The 22,566-nt window shown below is 42.3% G+C and carries 26 protein-coding genes and 2 pseudogenes; 17 read left to right on the top strand and 11 right to left on the bottom strand.

Annotation, left to right across the window (positions count from 1 at the left end):
- Positions 1 to 275 precede the first annotated feature (275 nt).
- The gene (locus tag LDO37_RS25370; RefSeq protein ID WP_126610254.1) at positions 276 to 899 is read left to right on the top strand and encodes a sce7726 family protein; all 624 of its coding nucleotides are present in this window, start codon (positions 276 to 278) and stop codon (positions 897 to 899) included.
- Here LDO37_RS25370 and LDO37_RS25365 read toward each other — a convergent pair.
- The 4 genes from LDO37_RS25365 to LDO37_RS25350 form a co-directional block, all read right to left on the bottom strand.
- Complete coding sequence (locus tag LDO37_RS25365; protein ID WP_126610255.1) at positions 879 to 1,952, bottom strand: beta family protein; 1,074 nt, start codon at positions 1,950 to 1,952, stop codon at positions 879 to 881. The genes LDO37_RS25370 and LDO37_RS25365 overlap by 21 nt on opposite strands.
- Positions 1,949 to 2,491 (bottom strand): ImmA/IrrE family metallo-endopeptidase, encoded by a 543-nt coding sequence (locus LDO37_RS25360; protein WP_126610256.1) that lies wholly within the window; start codon positions 2,489 to 2,491, stop codon positions 1,949 to 1,951. Before LDO37_RS25360 ends, LDO37_RS25365 begins: the two co-directional genes overlap by 4 nt.
- Entirely contained in the window at positions 2,492 to 2,923 is a 432-nt protein-coding gene (locus LDO37_RS25355; RefSeq protein WP_224056068.1) for a hypothetical protein, read from the bottom strand.
- A gap of 720 nt (positions 2,924 to 3,643) precedes the next feature.
- Positions 3,644 to 3,874: a hypothetical protein gene (locus tag LDO37_RS25350; protein ID WP_224055500.1), complete on the bottom strand. Its 231-nt coding sequence runs from the start codon at positions 3,872 to 3,874 to the stop codon at positions 3,644 to 3,646.
- A 66-nt stretch (positions 3,875 to 3,940) separates the two neighbouring features.
- Between LDO37_RS25350 and LDO37_RS25345 the strand changes: the two genes are divergently transcribed.
- From LDO37_RS25345 to LDO37_RS25295, 11 genes and pseudogenes are all read left to right on the top strand, one after another.
- Positions 3,941 to 5,052, top strand: a protein-coding gene (locus LDO37_RS25345) for an IS3 family transposase (RefSeq protein WP_224055501.1) whose coding sequence is annotated in 2 segments (ribosomal slippage) — positions 3,941 to 4,193 and positions 4,193 to 5,052 — 1,113 coding nt in all. Because the reading frame shifts where the segments join, the coding sequence is not laid out codon by codon here.
- A gap of 160 nt (positions 5,053 to 5,212) precedes the next feature.
- A complete protein-coding gene (locus LDO37_RS25340; protein WP_005448240.1) occupies positions 5,213 to 5,470 on the top strand; it encodes a type II toxin-antitoxin system Phd/YefM family antitoxin in 258 nt (85 codons plus the stop codon).
- Positions 5,458 to 5,760, top strand: coding sequence for a type II toxin-antitoxin system RelE/ParE family toxin (locus LDO37_RS25335; RefSeq protein WP_126606442.1), 303 nt, complete (start codon positions 5,458 to 5,460; stop codon positions 5,758 to 5,760). Before LDO37_RS25340 ends, LDO37_RS25335 begins: the two co-directional genes overlap by 13 nt.
- Positions 5,761 to 5,975: 215 nt before the next feature.
- Positions 5,976 to 6,371, top strand: a complete 396-nt coding sequence (locus LDO37_RS25330) for a hypothetical protein (protein WP_126606443.1) — start codon at positions 5,976 to 5,978, stop codon at positions 6,369 to 6,371.
- A 73-nt stretch (positions 6,372 to 6,444) separates the two neighbouring features.
- Positions 6,445 to 6,894: a GNAT family N-acetyltransferase gene (locus LDO37_RS25325; protein ID WP_126606444.1), complete on the top strand. Its 450-nt coding sequence runs from the start codon at positions 6,445 to 6,447 to the stop codon at positions 6,892 to 6,894.
- Between the two features lie 166 nt (positions 6,895 to 7,060).
- Entirely contained in the window at positions 7,061 to 7,549 is a 489-nt protein-coding gene (locus LDO37_RS25320) for a GNAT family N-acetyltransferase (RefSeq protein ID WP_126606445.1), read from the top strand.
- A 78-nt stretch (positions 7,550 to 7,627) separates the two neighbouring features.
- Positions 7,628 to 7,759 (top strand): annotated as a pseudogene (locus tag LDO37_RS25315) (GNAT family N-acetyltransferase); the annotation flags it as partial.
- A gap of 117 nt (positions 7,760 to 7,876) precedes the next feature.
- Positions 7,877 to 8,266, top strand: coding sequence for a GFA family protein (locus tag LDO37_RS25310; RefSeq protein ID WP_126606446.1), 390 nt, complete (start codon positions 7,877 to 7,879; stop codon positions 8,264 to 8,266).
- Positions 8,267 to 8,391: 125 nt separating this feature from the next.
- Positions 8,392 to 8,799, top strand: a complete 408-nt coding sequence (locus LDO37_RS25305; RefSeq protein ID WP_126606447.1) for a hypothetical protein — start codon at positions 8,392 to 8,394, stop codon at positions 8,797 to 8,799.
- A gap of 407 nt (positions 8,800 to 9,206) precedes the next feature.
- Positions 9,207 to 10,321, top strand: a protein-coding gene (locus tag LDO37_RS25300; RefSeq protein WP_399484739.1) for an IS3 family transposase whose coding sequence is annotated in 2 segments (ribosomal slippage) — positions 9,207 to 9,459 and positions 9,459 to 10,321 — 1,116 coding nt in all. Because the reading frame shifts where the segments join, the coding sequence is not laid out codon by codon here.
- 28 nt (positions 10,322 to 10,349) lie between these two features.
- Positions 10,350 to 11,503 (top strand): annotated as a pseudogene (locus LDO37_RS25295) (IS3 family transposase).
- A 222-nt stretch (positions 11,504 to 11,725) separates the two neighbouring features.
- Here the strand turns inward: LDO37_RS25295 and LDO37_RS25290 are convergent.
- Both LDO37_RS25290 and LDO37_RS25285 read right to left on the bottom strand, forming a co-directional pair.
- Complete coding sequence (locus tag LDO37_RS25290; protein ID WP_126608482.1) at positions 11,726 to 12,754, bottom strand: methionine synthase; 1,029 nt, start codon at positions 12,752 to 12,754, stop codon at positions 11,726 to 11,728.
- A gap of 28 nt (positions 12,755 to 12,782) precedes the next feature.
- Positions 12,783 to 13,760, bottom strand: coding sequence for a DUF1852 domain-containing protein (locus tag LDO37_RS25285; protein ID WP_104401582.1), 978 nt, complete (start codon positions 13,758 to 13,760; stop codon positions 12,783 to 12,785).
- Between the two features lie 356 nt (positions 13,761 to 14,116).
- Between LDO37_RS25285 and LDO37_RS25280 the strand changes: the two genes are divergently transcribed.
- On the top strand, positions 14,117 to 14,929 hold the full coding sequence (locus LDO37_RS25280) for a sulfite exporter TauE/SafE family protein (protein ID WP_126608920.1): 813 nt from the start codon (positions 14,117 to 14,119) through the stop codon (positions 14,927 to 14,929).
- 155 nt (positions 14,930 to 15,084) lie between these two features.
- Positions 15,085 to 15,582 carry a GNAT family N-acetyltransferase gene (locus LDO37_RS25275; protein WP_126608921.1) on the top strand — a complete coding sequence of 166 codons (498 nt, stop codon included), beginning with the start codon at positions 15,085 to 15,087 and terminating at the stop codon, positions 15,580 to 15,582.
- A 93-nt stretch (positions 15,583 to 15,675) separates the two neighbouring features.
- Here the strand turns inward: LDO37_RS25275 and LDO37_RS25270 are convergent, their stop codons facing one another.
- Positions 15,676 to 16,077, bottom strand: coding sequence for a YkgJ family cysteine cluster protein (locus LDO37_RS25270; protein ID WP_126608922.1), 402 nt, complete (start codon positions 16,075 to 16,077; stop codon positions 15,676 to 15,678).
- A gap of 540 nt (positions 16,078 to 16,617) precedes the next feature.
- On the opposite strand from LDO37_RS25270, the gene LDO37_RS25265 reads away from it, so the two are divergent.
- From LDO37_RS25265 to LDO37_RS25255, 3 genes are all read left to right on the top strand, one after another.
- The gene (locus LDO37_RS25265) at positions 16,618 to 16,968 is read left to right on the top strand and encodes a hypothetical protein (protein ID WP_126608923.1); all 351 of its coding nucleotides are present in this window, start codon (positions 16,618 to 16,620) and stop codon (positions 16,966 to 16,968) included.
- Between the two features lie 102 nt (positions 16,969 to 17,070).
- On the top strand, positions 17,071 to 17,853 hold the full coding sequence (locus tag LDO37_RS25260) for a methyltransferase domain-containing protein (RefSeq protein ID WP_126608924.1): 783 nt from the start codon (positions 17,071 to 17,073) through the stop codon (positions 17,851 to 17,853).
- 166 nt (positions 17,854 to 18,019) lie between these two features.
- Positions 18,020 to 18,925 (top strand): alpha/beta hydrolase family protein, encoded by a 906-nt coding sequence (locus tag LDO37_RS25255; protein WP_185829884.1) that lies wholly within the window; start codon positions 18,020 to 18,022, stop codon positions 18,923 to 18,925.
- An 86-nt stretch (positions 18,926 to 19,011) separates the two neighbouring features.
- On the opposite strand, the gene LDO37_RS25250 is transcribed toward LDO37_RS25255, so the two are convergent.
- From LDO37_RS25250 to LDO37_RS25235, 4 genes are read right to left on the bottom strand one after another with little or no spacing between them, the layout of a single operon-like run.
- Complete coding sequence (locus LDO37_RS25250) at positions 19,012 to 19,827, bottom strand: ABC transporter ATP-binding protein (protein ID WP_126608926.1); 816 nt, start codon at positions 19,825 to 19,827, stop codon at positions 19,012 to 19,014.
- Complete coding sequence (locus tag LDO37_RS25245) at positions 19,820 to 20,692, bottom strand: ABC transporter ATP-binding protein (protein WP_126608927.1); 873 nt, start codon at positions 20,690 to 20,692, stop codon at positions 19,820 to 19,822. The genes LDO37_RS25250 and LDO37_RS25245 overlap by 8 nt, the downstream gene beginning before the upstream one ends.
- Positions 20,689 to 21,540, bottom strand: a complete 852-nt coding sequence (locus LDO37_RS25240) for an ABC transporter permease (protein ID WP_126608928.1) — start codon at positions 21,538 to 21,540, stop codon at positions 20,689 to 20,691. Before LDO37_RS25240 ends, LDO37_RS25245 begins: the two co-directional genes overlap by 4 nt.
- Positions 21,533 to 22,540, bottom strand: a complete 1,008-nt coding sequence (locus LDO37_RS25235) for an ABC transporter permease (RefSeq protein ID WP_126608929.1) — start codon at positions 22,538 to 22,540, stop codon at positions 21,533 to 21,535. The genes LDO37_RS25240 and LDO37_RS25235 overlap by 8 nt, the downstream gene beginning before the upstream one ends.
- Between the last annotated feature and the right edge of the window lie 26 nt (positions 22,541 to 22,566).

Genomic DNA, 22,566 nt, shown 5'->3' with positions numbered 1-22,566 from the left:
TGGATTGCTAAATTAGCAAAGGCACTGGCACGGTTTTGTCCAGAACCTTCACAGATGGCACTTCTTAACTCAGAAGTGCCCCAAAAAGAGTTACGCGTCCAAATCACAGTGGTACTCAGTCAACTTTGATATACAAAAAGTAATAAGAGTCAAAAGACAAGACCTGACCCCAAAGTTCGGGAGAAATACCAATAAAAAGAGTGTCAATAATATGCTTGCTGATAGTCAAGTGATATACGATAATGCTGTTTGTATATACAGTTTAAGTGGCATAGATGACAGAGCTAGAAATTAAAAAACTACTAGTAAGGTACTTTCTAGAAAAGTATGAAAATTTTGTTGTTGGTTCTGAATTTTCATTTCAATTTGGTGAAAGACGAGCGGATCTAGCATTGCTGGATGATGGCTACTTAACTGCCTTTGAAATAAAAGGTGCTCGTGACACTGTATCTAGATTGAGTTATCAAATTGAAAGTTATAAAAAGTTTTTTGATTTTTGCTTTGTTGTGTGTGAGCCAAGCAATTTGGCTGAAGTACGAGCAACGATTTCAAGAGATGTAGGCATCTTACTGGTCGAAAGTGGCAAAATTACTCATGTTCGCCAATCAAAACAGTTCAAACGACACGATAAAAGAGTGTTATCCAGTACGCTAAGTGTTCAAAAATTGAGTTCGCTATCGAAAGGAAGCAATTTAAGATCGAAGCATGAGTTATGCGAGTACGTATCAAAAAACAATACTTTAGATTCATTAAGACAGTTATCACGAAACGATTTTAATGAAAGATATGGAGTGGTCTCAAAACTATTGAAACAAGAAACCACTCTTCATTTGACGTCGGATGATATATACACAATTACAAAGAAAGCCCCGTCATCACTAAAGCGTAGAATCATCTGACTCTCTAAGTAAAATTCGGCTTTTAATGTAGTAGTTCATGCGAACTGATATCCAAAATGCAGGGCTGATACCTGATGGATTATCATTTGCTGCCACTTGAATCTCTTCATCAGCCCAAACACCAAGCGGTTTATATGATGTTGTATCTCTAACGGTGTGCTCTGCGGCTCTTACATACCCACCATTATTTCTACGATACCTTTTATAAGTGAATGATTTTCCGTCTAAAGATGCAATATCAACCCTAGGGACAAAAGTGCCGCCTTTCATTTCAATTTGCTCGGTGTTAATTGAAACGTAGTCACCATATTTTATTGGGAACTCTTCACTAATACCCTGATAGATATCTTCTTCACAGATCCTAAACTCACCTGCAATATCTTCACCACCAGTTTGAGCGACATTCGATGGGAAACTAGAGCAGAGCATAACAACGGCTTCGATTTTATCTGCGAATGACTTAGTACCAGAACACGCTTCAAGGAAAGTATCAACTACATCACTAATGGCTTTCTTTCTAACGAATTCAGCATCTAAAACTACGTAGAGTTTACAATTTTCGTTTAAGTTACTTGCTATAGGATCTAAGTAGTATTCAACTTCTTCGTCACTTAAGTCATATGGCAATCTAACCGCCAGAAAATCAGTCCTGGCAGAAGCATTTCTTACGAATTCTTCAACGTCTTCGAACTTACCGTCATCATCTTCATACAAGTGAACCATAGGGATAATGTTCAAGTCGCAATGAAGATCAAACAAGAAATATTGCCACTCTCTAAAGCCATTGTGTTCTGATAACAATTGATCAATTTGAGGGTTGATGTATTTTTCATTTGTACTCAAATCAAGTATGAATGGCCGTGTTTTTTGTATTTCAGCAATCTGCTTCATGCGACGATAGATATCACCATCAGGTGCTTTTTTCGTTTTTCTCGATTTTGTTAGTTCATAAATTGGCAAAATCTTTGAAAAATCATCATCATTGATATGTTCAAAACAACGAAGTTCACCATCTCTCGTCTTTATGATCGGAAAATAGACAAATTCACTCATAGATTATGTCCGTCATAGCCAAGAACTTTGGCTCTAATTCGAACGGCATGAGATGACACTTGGAAGTGCATAGCAACATCTTCAACCTTTGACGATACGTTTGCAATAAAATTATCGAAAGCATCTTTAGGCATCAATAGTGATGCTGCAAAATCATTGGCCTCGGCCTCCATCCAGTTTGTGTCCCCATTTCTAAAGAAAGTTTTATCTTCAAAGCAATCACTGTTAGCAGCATGGCGTATGCGGTGTGCAATTTCGTGGGCTATCGTAAATCTTTGTCTATGTGGATGGTGTAGTGAGTTAACAGTCATAACCCAACTACCTGACTTTTTCTCTTTCTTTAGTGAGCCTGATTCTTCATCTTGCATTGGCTCATATCTAACGGCAATCCCTAGGTGTCTGGCTAATTCAGATACATTGACAGGATCAGTCTCTAGTCCCTTATCTTTAGCGAGTGCTATTAGATGTTCAGGAGTCGACAACTCTTCAAATTCAGTATTCGCTTGAGTTTTTCTACCAGATTTTCTAACGAATGCCATCTATTGTTCCTTTTTGACAAGTAGGGTTTCTTTGCCTTCAGATTCGGTCATATCTAACTGAGCAACACGTTCTGAAATGATTTTTATTTGTTGGCGTAGGGTTTGGTTTTCTGTTTCTAAGAGTTGTAAGCGGTCAAAAGCACCACCTACAGCCCTTACTGACGTCTCATATTCACCAACAGTAGTTTCTAATTCACTTTGTACAACTCGTAGTTGTGACTCCGCCTCATTTTCAACCTTTGTATTGAGCACGTGATTGAAAGTGTCACTATGCATATACTTTTTTGTGATTTCTTCGGCTTTTTCTTCTGATGTGCTTTTGATGTAAATCACGGATATTGCAGCGACCAAGCCGTTAATGGCTATAAGAAAGGTGATTATTGTTTGATAAAAACCAGTTTGAAATGACCATACATCTTTAAGGCTGATCAATGTCCCACTCTTGACCAATTCACCAACAATGTGGGATGTGAACGGATCGTTGATATTGTCAGCATTAGCAAGTGCAACGGAGTCGGCATACCCGAGGTAAGATAGCAGTGATGGGGAAGGTAAACATACGAGTAACGCCAGTAACACAATGCAAAAAAGTGAGCATGTTATAAAGCTTACAAAAAAGATTGTCTTGTAGATGCTAGGGCTTGCGGGGGTATCCTCTGACATTCTTCCGTTTCATTAGTTGTAATTTCTTGTATCTTACTATATATCTGATTCATATAAAATAATTTTAATGAATGTGGTTGCGTATTCCAGAGCAAAAACCAATAGAGTCAGGTCTTGTCTTTTGCTTTTTTGGTAGCAGTTTTGTCTATCAGGTTTAGATATTTGTCATATCTGAAGTTATTAGTCATTTGCTAATGTTTGATTTTTTATAACTCATTTTTGTCCAAAAATTTGTTAAAAATCCCCATGAAATAGAGTGTAAAAAGCTAGGGAAAAGCCTAAAAATCCTTTCCCCAAAACAAATTTTAACTCATTGGTTTATAAGGTAAAATATTTTATAACATGGTGGTTTATAAAAATATGGAAATGTATTCTAACTCAATGATATTACATACTAAATTTAGCTTTTTAATGAGTGCTTAAGGCGCAGTGCGGCGGCTTGTTTGGTGCGTTGTTTGCGGTTTAAGCTGGCGTTAGCTATCTTCGAGGTTAACTATAGCTAGCGTAGTAAATGATAATAAGGATAGGTATGTTGGTTAAATCGGTTGTTCTTTTGTTTTCAGCTCTAATTTCACTTTCAGCTACAGCAGAACTGAAAGTATCTGATAATACAAAAGTAGTTTTTGTTGCTGTAAATGGTGGTACAGATTCGGCTAATCCAGGTACATCTTGCATTAAGGTCAGTAGTACTGTTTCAAGTAGTTGTGCCTCTGTAATCATCCCCTAAACTAGGGACATTTAGAATTAGAGTTCTTCGGTTTAAACTAAACCAAATGGAGAACACTGATGAAAAAATCACGCTATACAGAAACGCAAATCGTCAAGATTCTGAAAGAAGTTGAGGCTGGCAGGTTGGTCAAAGAGGTCTGCCGAGAGTATGGCATATCAGATGCCACTTACTACAACTGGAAGTCCAAGTACGGCGGCATGGAAGCCTCAGACGTGAAGCGACTGAAGGAGCTTGAGGATGAAAACCGACGCCTGAAGCAAATGTTTGCTGAACTGAGCCTCGACCATAAAATCCTTAAGGATATCGTCGAAAAAAAGCTGTAAAGCCCACGATTCGGCGAGAGTGGGTGGATTACGTCAATAATTGTCACTGTGTGAGTCTGCGTAGGGCTTGTCGTTTAGTCGGCATCAGTGACTCGGTCTATCGGTATCGACCAGATAAGCACCGAGATACCCCTGTGATTGCCGCCTTGCAAGAAGCCGTTGAACGTTATCCTGCATATGGTTTTGGCATGTTATTCAAAGTGCTTAAGCGATGGGGGTATCGCTGGAACCACAAACGAGTGCATCGACTCTACTGCGAACTGAAGTTGAATAAGCGCCGTCGTGGAAAGAAGCGGCTACCAACAAGAGAGCCTGCCCCTCTCTGTGTGCCAGAAACGTTCAATCAATGTTGGTCAATGGATTTCATGAGCGATTCACTGATGTGTGGTAGACGCTTCAGGACGTTCAATGTTATCGATGACTTTAACCGTGAAGTGCTGGCCATTGAAATTGACTTGAATCTTCCCGCTCAAAGAGTTGTTCGCGTGTTGGAACGCATCGTCGCCTGGCGAGGTTATCCGAGTCAGTTACGTATGGATAACGGTCCAGAGTTTATCTCAACGGCTTTAGCTGAATGGGCGGAACAACATGACATACAACTCGAATTCATACAGCCAGGCAAGCCCACACAAAACTCGTTTGTTGAAAGGTTCAACCGGACCTATCGAGATGAAATACTCAACATGTATGTGTTCAGAACGTTAAAAGAGGTACGTGAGCTAACAGAAAACTGGGTTCGAGAATACAACGATGAACGTCCCCACAGCTCGCTGGGTGACCTGACCCCTTGGGAATATCTTGCTAAGTTGAAATTGCCGGAAGACTCTAATTTAGGGTGTCACTAAAAAAGGGATGTTTACAGCAGGGGTTTTAGTGTTTAGGGCGCAGTGCATCAGCTTGTTTTGTGCGTTGTCTGCGGTTTAAGCTGGCGTTAGCCGTCATGGAGCTTGCTATACTCAAAGTGATAGAATAGTATCACTTTAGTATTCCTTTGGAGCAGCTCTCATGAAAGTAGAACTAGTTACATCACTTAAACGTCAAGCAACTAAGATCCTCGCCGATCTCCACGACACCAAAGAACCAGTGTTAATTACTGAGCATGGTAAGCCATCTGCGTATCTAGTTGATGTTGATGACTACGAATTTATGCAAAATCGTTTAGCTATTCTTGAAGGTATTGCGCGAGGTGAGCGTGCACTAGCTGACGGTAAAGTGGTAAGTCATGATGAAGCCAAGGACAAAATGTCAAAATGGCTGAAGTAATCTGGACTGAACCAGCGTTATCTGACCTCAATGATATCGCTGAATACATCGCACTTGAAAATATTGTTGCGGCAAAGCAGTTAGTACAAACGATCTTCTCCAGAGTCGAACGTCTACAAACTTTCCCAGAGTCAGGTCGTATTCCACCCGAATTAGAGCATTTAAGTTATCGTGAAGTTGTCGTTAATCCATGTCGTGTTTTCTATAAACAAGACGGTGACAAAGTGTCTATTCTGTTTGTTATGCGTGCAGAGAGAAACTTGCGTAAGTTCTTGTTGAGTAAGCGGTAGCCTTTGGAAGTTAGCGGCTAACAAAAGCTTCAAATCGACAAACAACGTGTAGTATTTTGGGCTTGCAGTGACATTTGTATTTTAGGGGGCTGTGCACTCGCATTTTTATCGTAGTAAATAGGATTTCAATGGATTTGAAAAATATGAGCGAGTTATTTTTTAAGAGGCGGCATTTCTAGGTTTTTGCTGGATACACCAGTTTATTGAGGGAGATTATGAATAATACTTTGTTTAAGGTATTGGTATGTAGCTGTATATTTTTATCAGGTTGTGGTTTTAAAACTACCTCTGATGGTGAAGTTATAGCATGTAGCGGCTATGTTGAGCCGGGTATTAAGGTTGAAGTTATAGATAAAGAAACAGGGCTCCATATCTCATGTGGAGCTTCAAGTGTAATTCGTGATGGTGATTTTTTCGATAAAGTAAAGAATCCATCTGGCTCTGGATGTGACGATTCTACAGCTTTACTCGGCGCGTATGAGCGTGAAGGAACTTATGAAGTCTCTGTATTTAAAGAAGGCTATCTTGACTGGCGCGTGGAAGATATTTCTGTCTCGTCAAACGTATGCCACGTTAATACAATAACTATTCAGGCATACTTGGCAAAATAAACACGACAACAGCTCAAACGGACCAAAGAAACGCGCGTCTATTTTGTAAGGTACACCAGCGTTAGGAGGATAAATGGATATTTCCTATGAACCTGTAACTCAAAGTGACCACCAATCCATCTTAGCGTTAGGTGAGGCTGTTAACGAAGAGTTTGTCATTCCTTGCCTAAATTCAACGGGTCAGAAAGCTATGCGATGTGCTCGTAAAGCAGATATTGAGCAAGTTACGAATGCAAATATCTATGCATCAGTAAAAGCGGGTAGCAACAGTGTATTGGTGGGTTATATCGCTTGGAGGCGAAGCAATTATATAGCCCAGCTATACGTTTGCTCAACGAGTCAGGGGAAAGGGATTGGAACGGGCTTGATACGTGAAATGCAAAAACGTAGTGGGGCATTAAGCATTGAACTGAAAGCATCCGTTAATGCTGTAGGTTTCTACAAACGTCTAGGCTTTCAACCGATTGATAGTGAACAAGTGAAAAATGGAATCCGATACCAGCCAATGGTTTTAAGGTGTTGACTACACCCATAGTCAAAGCTTAAAACTACAAACCAACGCGTGGTTTTGTTGGTTTGCGGTGAATTTAGTGTTTAAGGCGTCATGCGGCGACTTGTTTTGTGCGTTGGCAGCCACTTAAGCGGGTGTTATATTCCTGTGCGTATTTAGCTATTATCTAGAGGTTAATATGGTTACTCTAAGAAAAATGTCAGAAGAAGAGTACTCAGACTACAGCGAAATATTCATCAATGACTACGGAAAGGATATTTCGGAAAGCTACAGCCTTCCAATAAATCTTGCCATCGAAAAGGCACGAAAAGATTTAAGCCGGAGTTTACCAGAAGGTCTGGAAACCACTAACCATGATTTGTTGTGTATTGAGGTTACAATAGACAGTAAGCCAACGGTGGTTGGGTATCTGTGGCACTCAATTAATACAGATGACGGTTCCACTTATCTATATGACTTCTATGTATTGGATCTTCATAGGGGCAAAGGTATTGGAACTCAGGCAATTTTGGAATTAGAGTGTCATCTCAAAGCCTTGGATATTGCAAGGATTAACTTGCGAGTTGCTTACAATAACAAGCGAGCCCTCAAGTTATATGAGGAAATTGGGTTTATGACTACAGGGTACGACATGTCTAAAAACATAATGACGTCGCAGCAACAATAAAAAAAAACGCTCTAAGCAGATAGCTTAAGCGAGGTACTTTAAGCTTACGCTGGTGTAGTGTTTAGCTCGCAGAATTGAAATCTGGTTGATACGGTGAGTGTTCAGGCGAAACCTTTTTATGAAAAACACGAATATGAATGCCAACTGATATTGGAACATTATCCACTAGAATCATTTTTATCATTTCTCACAAAATCGCTCACAGAGTAATGAAGTGGCTAAAAAAAGCTGAATAAAGAAGCTCTACACGTGGTATATGTGGTTATGTTGGATTTGCTGTTTATATAGTTTTCAAGTGCTTACATTACTTATCTTGGGAGTTAGAAAATGTCAAAAATACACAAGGGTGGATGTTTGTGCGGTAGCATTCGTTTTACTGCAATTGGCACTCCGAATAACCCTCACACATGTTCCTGCAAGTTCTGCCAGCGCCACTCAGGTTCATTGACTCAAGCATGGGTTGAATTTAGTAAAGATAATGTTACATGGGATGGACCTGGAGGCGAGCCCAACCTTTGGAGAACATCGGATTATTCATCAAGGAGCTTCTGCGTTGTTTGTGGAAGCACGCTTGGAGCGATTGATGATGAACCAGTTGTTGCGTTAGTGCTTGGGTCTTTTGATTCCCCCAACCGAAAGGAATTACATCCCAAGTCTCATTCGTATGTATCAAGTAAACCCAAGTGGTGGTCAATTCAAATTAAAAGCGACACCTAGTTAAAAATTTTAAGTAGACAGACAACAGTTGGAATTTTTTCGCAGTGAGTTTTCTGTGTGTTGTGCAATATTTCATCTATTGTACATTGATGGTTGCTGTATCAAAGGTTGCCAAAGGATATATTTTGAAACCGATACAATTTGAAGAAAGTAGTCGAGAAAGGCTGAATATTTTTCAAGACTCAAATGAGTTAGACAGAATTCCTCTGTGTGAACCAAATAGCCCGTACGGTGAAACGCTATATCTAGAAAGTGAAGGAAAAATCCTTGGTGTCGCCTCGGCGATCAAGAATGGTATTCATCCGAAATTTGATCACCTCTACCTTGCGGTTCCAGGTTGGGAACAAGAAATTACCTCCATTTTGCTTGAAGGACTAAAGCGTCATAGAGGTAAAGAAGCCAACCCATTACAAATTCTGATTAAAGAAGCTGATGTTGAAAAACAGAAGTTGTTCACAGACAGCCAAGGTTTTTCATTGATCCCTGCAACTGCCCAAAAATTGATACGAATAGCAGTATTGATAATCTCTTAGATACTGAATTACCAAGTTCACTCCGGTTTACACGCTATAGCCAACTCGATAAAAACGAGAAAGATGAGCTTAGAAAATTTAGGTTGAATGGCTACGTAAAAACGCACTCTTGGAGTCCACCAACAGATTTGAATGATGATGTGTGGTCGCATACAGATCGAAAATCTGAAGAAGAAGACATTTCGTGGGCTGTGTTTAACGGCGACAATCTTATTCTTTGTTCTGATGGTATCTATTTTAACGACAGCATTTGGCTGGGTTGGGGGTGGCATGGTGATGAGTTAGATGATGATCCGTATCTTTTAAGTGTCTGGTCACACGTGTTATATCTTTGTAATCATCCCCTAAACTAGGGACATTTAGAATTAGAGTTCTTCGGTTTAAACTAAACCAAATGGAGAACACTGATGAAAAAATCACGCTATACAGAAACGCAAATCGTCAAGATTCTGAAAGAAGTTGAGGCTGGCAGGTTGGTCAAAGAGGTCTGCCGAGAGTATGGCATATCAGATGCCACTTACTACAACTGGAAGTCCAAGTACGGCGGCATGGAAGCCTCAGACGTGAAGCGACTGAAGGAGCTTGAGGATGAAAACCGACGCCTGAAGCAAATGTTTGCTGAACTGAGCCTCGACCATAAAATCCTTAAGGATATCGTCGAAAAAAAGCTGTAAAGCCCACGATTCGGCGAGAGTGGGTGGATTACGTCAATAATTGTCACTGTGTGAGTCTGCGTAGGGCTTGTCGTTTAGTCGGCATCAGTGACTCGGTCTATCGGTATCGACCAGATAAGCACCGAGATGCCCCTGTGATTGCCGCCTTGCAAGAAGCCGTTGAACGTTATCCTGCATATGGTTTTGGCATGTTATTCAAAGTGCTTAAGCGATGGGGGTATCGCTGGAACCACAAACGAGTGCATCGACTCTACTGCGAACTGAAGTTGAATAAGCGCCGTCGTGGAAAGAAGCGGCTACCAACAAGAGAGCCTGCCCCTCTCTGTGTGCCAGAAACGTTCAATCAATGTTGGTCAATGGATTTCATGAGCGATTCACTGATGTGTGGTAGACGCTTCAGGACGTTCAATGTTATCGATGACTTTAACCGTGAAGTGCTGGCCATTGAAATTGACTTGAATCTTCCCGCTCAAAGAGTTGTTCGCGTGTTGGAACGCATCGTCGCCTGGCGAGGTTATCCGAGTCAGTTACGTATGGATAACGGTCCAGAGTTTATCTCAACGGCTTTAGCTGAATGGGCGGAACAACATGACATACAACTCGAATTCATACAGCCAGGCAAGCCCACACAAAACTCGTTTGTTGAAAGGTTCAACCGGACCTATCGAGATGAAATACTCAACATGTATGTGTTCAGAACGTTAAAAGAGGTACGTGAGCTAACAGAAAACTGGGTTCGAGAATACAACGATGAACGTCCCCACAGCTCGCTGGGTGACCTGACCCCTTGGGAATATCTTGCTAAGTTGAAATTTGATCCGCCCCAACAGTTTTGGACACCAAGTTAAGTGAGTACAATCACTAACGAGGTGAACAATGACAACTAACAAAAAAACTAGAATTAAACATTCCCCTGAATTTAAGGCAGAAGCTTTGAAGCTATCAGAGAAAGTGGGAGTTGCTGCGGCAGCGAGGCAGCTCGGGTTGCATGAATCCCAGATCTACGGTTGGCGTAAGGCAATTAAAAAAGACACCAGTACCAGTCAGCGTGAAAGAGATCTCGCTGCCGAAGTCGCCAAGCTCAAAAGGCAATTGGCTGAGCAAGCTGAAGAGCTAGATATCGTAAAAAAGGCCGCCACCTACTTCGCGAAAAATCTAAAGTAGATTGCTATGAATTTATGCTAGAACACCTTCTGTGTTTCAATGTGGTCCGCATGGCTAAGGTGTTCGAAGTTTCACGAAGTGGGTTCTATTACTGGATTAAGCATCGCCACAAGGTATCCAGCGTGAGGCAATACGCCAAAAGCTTGATGAAAAAGTCAAAAAAGCTTTTGACAATAGTAAGGGGCGTGATGGCTCAAGGCGCATCCAGAAAGAGCTAGCTGAGAATGGGGATAGCCGTAATGTTAAAACCATTGCCGCCAGTATGAAGCGTCAGGATTTAACGCCGAAAGCGGCACGCAAGTTTAAATGTACGACGGATAGCAAGCATAAGATGCCCGTAGCGCCGAACTTGCTAGCTCAAGACTTTAACGCAACGGCTCCGAATCAAAAATGGGCGGGAGATATCACGTATCTTGCCACGAGCGAAGGCTGGTTGTATCTGGCTGTCATCATCGACCTTTACTCACGACAAGTGATCGGTTGGTCAATGGATACGAGGATGACGGCAACTCTGGTCTGCGATGCATTATCAATGGCTCTGTTCCGTCGAGGGTTCCCTGAGCATGTTTACTGTCCATAGTGATCGAGGTAGCCAGTATTGCTCAAAAGACTATAGGGACATAATAAGTGCTTATAACCTAAAACAAAGTATGAGTAGAAAAGGAAACTGTTGGGATAATGCGTGTGTTGAGAGCTTCTTCCATTCTATGAAAGTCGAGGCGATCCAATACGAACCGATCATGACAAGAAATGAGATGCGCCAAACGGTCTTCGAGTACATTGAGGTTGATTATAATCGGATGAGAAGGCACAGTGCTCTTGGGTATCTAAGCCCAGTTAACTTTGAACAGCAAAATGTCGCTTAATGAAGTGTCCAGTCTTGCTGGAGCAGATCACTCTAAAAAAATCCTAACTGATGAGGTGGTGAGAAATAATTGGGCTAATGAACTCAAGTCGCACCTTTCTGCTATGGAGCCAAATCTTCAAAGAGGTAAATCGTAGTTACTCTCTAAACGAAAATGCTCAAAGCAATGAATAGCTTTGAGCATTTATTTATTTGGCTGGTTGTTTAAAGGATAATTCCAGCTTTAAGCGGAGAGTTCTTTTCGAACAATCTCTGCACCCGCACTCAAGGCATTGAGTTTGCCTCTCGCAATTTCACGGGATAAGGGTGCCATACCACAGTTGGTGCACGGATAAAGCTTGTCGGCATCAACAAATTTTAGCGCTTTTCTTAAGGTGTCAGCGACTTCTTCAGGTGTTTCAATTTCGTTGGTCGCTACATCAATAGCCCCTACCATTACTTTCTTCCCACGAATGAGTTCAAGCAGGTCAATGGGTACGCGGGAGTTGTGACACTCTAGTGAGATAATATCGATATTCGATTTCTGCAGCTTAGGGAAGACTTCTTCATATTGTCTCCACTCGGTGCCCAACGTTTTTTTCCAATCTGTATTAGCTTTAATGCCATAACCGTAGCAAATATGCACAGCAGTCTCACACTTCAGCCCTTCAATGGCTCTTTCTAACGTTGCGATACCCCAATCGTTCACTTCGTCGAAAAATACGTTAAACGCTGGTTCATCAAACTGGATAATATCAACGCCAGCAGCCTCAAGTTCTTTCGCTTCTTGATTAAGGATCTTGGCAAATTCCCAAGCTAGCTTTTCACGGCTTTTGTAGTGCGCGTCATAAAGCGTGTCGATCATCGTCATAGGACCAGGAAGTGCCCACTTAATCGGTTGATCCGTTTGTTGGCGTAAAAACTTAGCGTCTTCAACAAACACCGGTTTTTGGCGAGAAACAGGGCCAACAACGGTTGGGACGCTTGCATCATAGCGATCGCGAATCTTAACTGTTTCGCGTTTCTCGAAATCAACACCACTCAAGTGTTCAATAAAAGTGGTCACGAAATGTTGGCGTGTTTGCTCGCCGTCACTGACAATGTCGATACCTTCTAACTGTTGCTCTTGTAAAGAGACGCGAAGTGCATCGTGCTTGCCATCAGTCAGTTCTTTGCCTTCCAGTTTCCAAGGAGACCATAATTTCTCAGGTTGAGCGAGCCATGAAGGTTTTGGCAAGCTACCAGAAGTTGAAGTAGGTAATAATTTTTTCATAATAAATGCTGCTGTATCTTGTGTTGAATTAAAGCGCGTAATTCGCAGACCATTGCTCTAGAACGTTCTGGTAAGGTTTGATGAAGTGTTCTTCAGCAAACTTGCCTTGCTCAATAGCCAACTTACTGCGTTCTTCACGGTCGTAAACAATCTGAGTCAGCGAGTGATCTTGGTTCTTTAGGTTCGGCTTGTAGCAATTTCCTGCAACAGCATTTGCATTGTATATTTCAGGTCGGTAAATCTTTTGGAATGTTTCCATCGTGCTGATTGTGCTAATCAACTCGAGATTGGTGTAATCGTTAAGTAAATCGCCAAAGAAATAAAATGCTAAAGGTGCAACACTATTTGGCGGCATAAAGTAGCGAACTTGTAATCCCATTTTTTGGAAGTATTGCTCAGTCAACGATGACTCGTTTGGCTGATATTCGAAGCCCAAAACAGGATGCTGATTTTCAGTGCGTTGGTAAGTTTTATTATCAGAAACGCTAAGGCAAATTACAGGCAGCTTCTTAAAGTTTTCTTTGTAAACATTCGAATTAACGAAATATTTAAATAGCTTCCCGTGCAGTTCACCAAAATCTCCAGGAATACTAAATTGAGGCTGATCTTTATTATGGTCTAGCAACAATACGCTAAAATCATAATCTCGCACGTAAGAGGAGAAGTTATTTCCGACAATACCTTCAATACGTTCGTTGGTATTATGATCGACAATAAACGTCTTTAATACTTCAATGGAAGGGAAAGCTTGCCCACTGCCTTCGATATCCATATCGACAGAAACGATTTCTAGCTCGACAGAGTAACGATCCCCTTTTGGGTTGTCCCAATGCGCTAAGGCATTAAAACTATTGTCAATCATCTTTAATGCGTTACGCAAGTTCTCTTGGCGGCTGTCGCCTCTCGCTAAGTTAGCAAAGTTGGTCGTTATCCGCGTGCTGTTAGATGGGTGATAGTTTTCATCGAGACAAATGCTATTTATAGTAAAAGTAAAATCTGTTTTCATGTTGATCTAGTAACCTATTTCCTGAGGTGAACGCTGAGTTTATTCCGTACTCTTTCTAGGGTTTAAGTTTTCTTTTTTATATCGAAAGAGTTGTCTTCATAGTTTTTATTATTTATACCCAAAAGTTCTATGAAGAAATCAACTGTAATATTTCTATAATTTAAAGCTGAGAGTGTTTTATACGTGCTTCAGCTCACTAATAAAAATGTATTTATTTCAAAATCAACATGAGAAATATTCATGATCTATTGTGTTTGTAAATTTTAACAGGTGTCAGTTATATTAATTGGCCTGATGCGAAATGGCTGCATACCTGCAGTTAAATAGCTCCTTATCATATTTTAGAGGTGAACTGGGTGAGTGAATTGGTGTTGTTGATTGTATGCTGCGCGTTACTAGGCAGTGTTGTTGGATTTTTGGCTGGCTTGTTAGGTATTGGCGGTGGGTTGGTGATTGTGCCAATACTGAGTGTTATTTTATTTCAGTTTGAAGTTTTACCGCCTGATCAGGTGGTCGTAACTGCGATTGCAACGTCATTGGCTTCCATCTTATTCACTTCAACTTCTTCAGCCATTGCTCACCATAAAAACGGAAATGTACCTTGGGACCTAGCGCCTTGGATAATGACAGGCGTTGCTTTCGGTGCGTTGATAAGTGGCTTTATGGCATCGCTACTGCCAGAACAAATCGTTCGTATAGTGTTTGCCGTAAGTGTAACGCTAATTGCTTTAAAGATGTTTTTAAGCAGTAAAAATAGCGCACCTTCCGATCGTCAAATGCCAGGGAAAAGCGTGTTAACGATTCTGACGACGATTACTGGTGGATTGTCTGCCATGATTGGTATTGGTGGTGGGGCTCTTTTGGTCCCTTTATTAACCTTCTTCTTTTCGCTGGACATGAAAAAAGCGATTGGCAGTGCATCGGCTTGCGGAATTGTTATCGCGTTATTTGGCTCAATAGGTTATATCAGCTCAGGGAGTGTTCATTTTTCCTTAGAAGATGGCTTTGCTGGATTTGTGTATCTACCCGCGTTGTTCGGCATCGTATGTACGTCTTGGTTTACCGCACCTTTAGGCGCGAAAGCGACTCATCATTTACCCGTTTCTACCATTAAGAAAATTTTTGCAGGATTATTGCTCGTAGTGGCGGTCAAAATGATCATGAATTAAAGACAATACCATTGAGTTTCTTAACCCGCTTTTTGTTGAAAATGAGCGGGTTTTTTATGCATCAATAATGGCTGAAAATACAAATAGAGATCTTATTTATTCGATGCTTCAATTTGGTGGCTAAATCGATGGCAGGGCACAATCAGGAGGTGGCTGTGGAAATTCGACTCGGGGAATCCTCAGATGTTCCGTGTATTACTGATATCTTCAACTTCTATATTGAACACACGAATGCTCGTTTTGAAGAGACTCTTTTCACGGTAGAAGATCGGCAAAAATGGTTTTCCCAATTTTCTCGTGGTTCTAAGCATCAAATTTACGTTGCGGTGGAGAGTGGCAAGGTCTTGGGGTTTGCCTGCTCACAACCCTACAGAGCAATGTCGGCCTTTGATGAAACCGTAGAAGTTACGATTTATTTGGCACCGGACGCCAAAGGGCGTGGCGTTGGTTCAAAGCTATATTCTCGGTTGTTTTCTGCGATTGAAAAGCAAGGTGTTCATAGGTTGCTCTCCGGCATAGCCCTACCCAACGAGGCTTCTATCGAGCTACATAAACGTTTTGGGTTCAGAGAAGTTGGCGTTTTCAATGAATATGCTAAGAAAAAAGGGCAGTACATCAGCTCAATGTGGTTAGAAAAGGGAATGAACTTGTAAGCGCGTCAACCTTAAGATTGAAGCATAATCAAACAATGTCTATGGCAGGGCTCTTTTCGTACTTACTAAATGGGTTGATATGTTGATGGCAGCCTATGAAAAGCTAGAAGGTCGGCTATCTCGCATCATTCTGTCTAGCTCTCTTTGTGCTTTTTTGGGGTTGGCTAAGTCAGTGCTTTCTATCATTTCACATTCATCTCGGACCATTTCGTTGATTAAGCTGGGGTAATGACGGCAATCTTCGGGTCTGTCCAAGTAAATACTGCATGTGTATCTGTTTGGTTCTTGAGGTATACGCTTTGGGGCAATTTCGAGAAATGGGCATTGTTTGAGTCTTTCGCCAGACTTAGGATCGAACCATATTTCGCTGCCTTTAACGTATTCGAATATCTCAGGGTTAAATTGCTCCCATAGATCGATTTCTTCCTGAGTTGCTGCTAAGTCTCCATCACCGTATTTGATGCAGCATTTACCGCACTGATTACAATTTTTCATAGTTCACTATTTCGTTTGATGGTTGCATTTCTATAGGTTCAAGTGATCTCAAGATGATGCCATCAAGGCTAACTTTATGACCGCTTGTGTTATTGTGATTGGAAACGTCAGATTGAATCGATGGACAACGTGCGTACTGCGAAAGCATAGGTTCATGTTACGTCTTATGCAATCTGTAATTTCATAGGGTGTATACCCAAGTGACCTCAAGATGCAGGATTCAGAGCAGCATATTCTGGTCCAATTCAAGCCTTTCTACTTCAAAATCAGGAACGTAGCGTAATGACTGGTCCTTTCCAAGTTCTTTGACGATGAAGTGGTACAGAATATGTGCTCCCAAGGGCGAGTTTAATTGGCTTTCATGCTTCGTTACCGACTCTTGATTTAGACTTACTAGATCTTCAAGCCGGTGCCTTGCCTGAAAGCCAGTTCCTCATTCTTTGGTAGGGAAGCCGCTGAACCTAGCATCTTGAGGTTACTTGGGTATAGTCTTGGAGAAGTGCTTCCTATATACTTTTTTGTTTCATATGGAATATGTAAATGGAAATGCTCATCGTGTCGTCTGAACGACAGAAGCGTCTCATCATGATTTTTAGTCGAACGACGGCAAAAATGTCAGATAAAGCACTATTGAACGATCTTGATTCCCACAAAATAAACTCATCAGCCTATCCGGCATTCAAAACCGTATCCGATCTTCGTGTCGCCCGCATTCGCCTACCTCAGGGAGATGATAAAACGGGTGCGTTGGATGGCGGTGATTTCCTATATCGTTACTTGGCAAAAGGGTACATATGTTTGGGGGATTTTGTCGGTCAGCCAAAGCCGGATTTATCACCATGGGGAGTCCGTTCGGTACGCAAACAACCAAAAGTAGGATTTGGTTTGTAACGCGCTGACCTTTCTTGTCACTAATTTTCATCATCATTTGTTCTTGAGTACTTCAGCACGTCGCACCTTGAGGTTACTTGGATATACTAAGGAGCGGTATTTATGGATGACTTTTATTTAGAAAAAAAGTGGTTAGCTGGCTATTTTGAAATCGAATGGTTGGATAAGCTTCGTGAACTAGGAATAGACACGCCACTTGAAAGCCGCTCCAAAAATGTGCCTGACAAATTTGTTTTTTCAGAACACTCAAGAAAGACTTCAGCGCTTATTGCTGATGCGGTTTCAAATGCAAATATTTCCCCTGAAACGTTTTTAGAAGTAGGGGTAGCGCTAGGGCGAAATTGTTACGAACTTGCTCAACGCCTTCCAAGTATTCGCTCTGTCACGGCGGTGGAACCTTCGCAGCGGTTTATTTCTAACTTTAAACATCTACTTATCGATGGCGGACCGTGTGATTTCCCTTATATCAAAGGGTTGGGTGACCGAGGTTTCTTGCAGTTTGATGCCGCACCAATAGCCAGTACGTGTTCTCATATCGACTTCAACTTAATAGAATCGACATTTGAAACGGGTACAGTGCAAGACAAGTTTGATCTTTGTGTCTGTCTAAACGTATTGGACCAATGCGAATCACCGAAAAATATCGTCAGTGCGTTAATGGATGCCACTAAGTTAGATGCCATTTTGGTATTGTCTTGCACCTATCAGTGGAACAAAAAACACCTAAAAGATGAAAATGAAGCGGTGGATGACATCAATGAATACTTCGGTGAAGCGTGGGAAAAGTTATCGGAAGATGAGGTGGAGTATAAACTTCGAGTTAATGAAAGGTACTCTTACCTGTTCCTTTCTCACGTTGTGATTTATAAGAAAGTGAATCCTTAGTTATACTCGATTTTATACAGGCTCAATTTTATACAAGCGCATGTTATACACACTCTGTTAATCGTCATTTAAAAGGATTGGAATGCGACATTATTTCAGGTTAGTGATAGCTCTATTTCTATTCATATCGACATCCTCGTATGCGAATGATGTTGGTTTCCGCAAAATGAGTGTCGTACTAAAAGACACAACTGAAAAGCTGCCAGTTGCGGTTTTTTATCCAACCTCATCGCCAGCCAAATCTGTGGCTTTTGGTCCCTTTTCTCTGAATGTTGCGATAGGTGGAGAGATAGCAGAGGGTCGTTTCCCACTTGCTGTTTTGTCACATGGATCTGGAGGAAGCAACCTTTCCTACAAAGACATTGCTATGTCTCTAGTTAATAACGGGTTTATCGTGGCAATGCCCCTGCATCCCAAAAACAATTATCTGGATAACTCCAACCAAGGGAAAGCTGAAAACTATATCAACCGACCTAAGCACATATCGGAAACCATTGATAAAATTTTGTCTATCCCAAGCCTAGCTGCCCACACAAACGCTCAGAAAATCGCGGTGTTAGGGCATTCTATGGGGGGCTATACGGCTCTTGTGGTTTCTGGGGCAATCGCTCGCACCCAAGACTTAGTGGAATTATGTGAAAATACACCGACCATTTCCGATCCTTATTGCATGCCAGTGCGTAGCAATGACCTTACGAAAAACGTTGTGATAAGTGGTCAGGATATACGAATAAAAGCGCAAATACTGATGGCGCCAGTTGGCGCTCCCTTTATCTCGGCTAAGGCGTTACATAACGTGAACATTCCGACCATGTTGCTGGTGCCAGAAAAGGACGATGAATTAACAGAGGCGCACAATGCTGATGTAATCAGGCAGGGGTTGGAGAGTAAAGGGAAGTTAACCTACTTAAAGGTAGCTAATGCAGGTCACTATTCGTTTTTAACGACATATCCAGAATATTTAAAATCCGAACTGGGTCCGATAGCAAACGATCCTGAAGGCTTTGATCGTAAGGCGTTCCAGCAGACTCTTGGTAAGCGTTTTGCCGACTATTTAAAGGAAGTGATGTAACTTCATGGGGTTACAACGTTAACTTATGATTTGATGCAGTTTGTCTCTGCAAGCTAACGTTGTTTCCTCTGTTGGGTAAAGCCTTTTTAAGCTCGCTTTTCCAACCAATCTGGTTTAATTTCGGGAAGAGGAATCGCATCCAGCAATTCTTTTGTGTACGCCGTCTGAGGCGAAGAAAACAAGGATGCGCTGTCGGCAAGCTCTATAATTTTTCCATACTTCAACACCATTGTCCTGTCGCATAACCGGCGCACAACAGACAAATCGTGGCTGACAAACGCCATGGTGAAATTAAGCTCTTCTCGTAACCTTTCTAGCAACGCCAGCACCTGAGCTTGAGAGGAAACATCCAATCCCGACAATATCTCATCCGCGAGTACAAATTTAGGTTCCAAAGCGATTGCTCGCGCAATGCCCACTCGTTGCCTTTGCCCACCCGAAAGCTCATGGGGATATCGGAATTTGAACGAGGTGGGTAGGCCAACCATTTCTAATACGTTTTCCACTCGCTTTTCTACCTGTTCAAAGCCATGCAATTTCAGTGGTCCCCCAATAATGGTGGAGACTTTGTGTCGCGGGTTAAGTGACGACATGGGATCTTGAAAAATCATTTGAAATTGCTGACGCAACGTTCGTAACGCGATTTCAGGCCAGTGGGTGATGTCTTCACCGTTGTATTGAATATTGCCCGAGTCGCTGTCTAATAGACGTAGCATAGCGCGACCGAGCGTCGATTTTCCTGAACCTGATCCGCCAACAATACCTAAAATCTCCCCTTCTCGAACATCGAAACTGACGCCTTTTATGATGTCGATTCGGGGGGCATACCCAAATAACGGTTTATTTGCCATATCAGGGTAACTGACCCTTAAGTTTCTAATTTCATACAAATTATTAGGCATGGCGGCTTTCCTTACTGCCTTTGATTACTTCCAGTTTTGTTAACTGAATAACGCTCTCTGGAACGGGTTTTAAGCTCTGATCTGGGCTGGTGTATTTTGGTGTCGCATCGAGCAGCGCTTTAGAGTACGGATGGGTGGGTTCAGCAAAGAAGTCATTAACCAAAGAATTTTCGAGGACTTTTCCACCGTAAAGTACCGACAGCGATTGGCATACTTTTGCGACTACACCAAGATCATGCGTTACAAACAAAATCGTGGTGTTGTGGTGGCTTTGCATCTCTTTTATCAATCGAAGAATTTGCTTTTGAACCGTCACATCCAATGCTGTCGTGGGTTCATCGGCAACAATGAGTTTGGGCTGTGCCGCAAAGGCAGCGGCGATCAATACACGCTGTCTCATGCCGCCAGATAATTCATGCGGATAGCTTTTCATTACTCTATCGGGATGAGGGATACCCACTTCTTCAAGTAACTCTAAAGCTCTCATTTGGGCGTTTCGTTTTGACCAGCCAAGAATATCGACTAATCGCCCCGTTATTTGCCTGCCAATACGCTTTGAAGGGTTGAGTGCGGTTAATGGATCTTGAGGGATGAGCGCAGTGTTTTGCCCAATCCATTGTCTTCGGGCTTTTGGGGTAAAATCTTGCAGCGACTTTCCATCCAGTATGATGTTGCCCTGATTCATCGACACCGCTCTTGGAAGCGTGCCGAAAATCGCGCGACCAATCATGCTTTTCCCTGCGCCGCTTTCGCCGACCAAACCATGCACTTTTCCTTCTTCTACTGAAAAAGAGACGTTCCGAAGAACGGGAGATGTATCTGGTAGGGTTGCACACAAGCTCTCTATTTTTAAGTAAGTATTCATCGTAGCACCGGATCAAACCTTTCTTTTAAACCTTCGCCGAGTTGGCTAAAGCTCAATACTGTTAGAAACAACACAATCAAGGGAAACACCAATACCCACCAAGTTTGATGAATAGCCGAACGCCCTTCAGAAATCATGCCGCCCCATGTTGGGAAATCGGAAGACAAAGACAAATTAACGAAGCTGAGTATTGCTTCCACAATCACAGCAATGCCCATCTCCAAGGTTAAAAGCACGCTGATGGCGGGAAGAAGGTTCGGTAAGATTTCTTTTATCAGCGTATTAAATTTTGGCCTGGCAGCGACGCGAGCGGATAACACGTAATCCATCGAGCACTGATTTAAGGTTTCCGCCCTCACCACCCGCGTAAAGCGTGTCCAGTCAATCACCACTATGGCGACAATGACGGAGCCTACGCCTGTGCCGATGACGGCAATCAGTAAAATGGCAAATAACACAGGTGGAAACGACATCCATATGTCTGTCGCTCGTGAAATCACGGCATCTGCCCAGCCTCGGTAGTAACCGGCAATCAGCCCAAGAAGCGACCCAATAACACAGGTCAAAATTCCGGCTGTAATAGCAATAGTAAGGGAGACTCTTGTGCCATAAATGATTCTAGATAATACGTCTCGCCCTAACGAGTCAGAACCCAACCAATACCCTTGTTCTCCGCTTGGGAGCCAAGCTGGTGGAAGTTGAGAGGTGAACAAATCTTGTTCTAACGGGTTATGTGGGCTAATTAAAGGGGCAAGCAATGCAGCTAATACCAAAAGCAATAACCAACCGCTTGATAGCCATAACCTCAGCCCAGCTCTTTGCTTTATTTTACTGCGTCCATCAAGCATGTCGTAACCTCGGGTTAAGTAATGAGTAGGTCAAATCCACAACAAAATTGACCAGTGTGAATATCAAGGCAAACAGAATGACGATGCCTTGGATTAGGGGAAGATCTCGATTTATGACCGCATCTATTGCGAGATTACCGAGCCCTTCGTAGGAAAAAAGCCGTTCAACAATCACTGTTCCACCAATAAGGAAAGTAAACTGAACGCCTACAAGCGCCAAAGTTGGTAGTAGGGCATTCGGCAAGGCTTCTCGAACGATGACGTAAACTTCACTATACCCCCGAGTCCGAGCCAGAGTGATGTAGTCGAGATGCATGGTTTCTTTTAACGATTGTTTAAGGAGCTGAGCAATAATCGCGGCAAGTGGAATTGCCAGTGCAAGTGCGGGCATAAACATATGGGAAAGCAAGTCAGAAAATTCAGCCCAACGTAATGTCACCAAGCTTTCTAGCAACAAGAATGAGGTATAGAAGTCAGCATCCATTGAAGGGGTAATTCGTCCCGAAATATGGAATAGCGGCCAAAGTACACCAAAGAGCAAAATTAAAAGTAAACCCCATAAGAAATCGGGCACCGAGAGCGCGATGCCATTCGTCACATCAATGGTGGATTCGACTTTGGTGCCTCGCCATAGCGTACCTGATAATGCCAACGCACCACCAAGCAAAACAGCGAAAACCAAGGCCATAACCGACAGTTCAAGTGTGGCGGGCAGCCTGCCTAGCACCAATTCAAGTACAGGCTGGCGGGTAGTGATGGAGGTACCAAAATCGCCTTTTGTTACGCCTGAAATCCAAATAACAAATTGCTCTAATATGGACTTATCCAACCCATACATAGCAGTAAGCCGAGCAATATCTTCTTCGCTCGCTCCAGGGGGTAACATCATCGCAATGGGGTTACCCGGCACGACACGTATAACAAAAAATACGATGATCGCGGCCCCGAACAAGGTAATGAGTATCGCGCCAAGCTTTAATAGTAGTGTTCGAAAATTCATAGGGTTTTAGAGGCACGAATGCCTCT

The sequence above is a fragment of the Vibrio penaeicida genome (genome assembly GCF_019977755.1).
GTDB classification, from domain to species: domain Bacteria; phylum Pseudomonadota; class Gammaproteobacteria; order Enterobacterales; family Vibrionaceae; genus Vibrio; species Vibrio penaeicida.
Note: the sequence above shows the minus strand (reverse complement) of the source record. Positions and strands in the feature narration are given on the sequence as shown.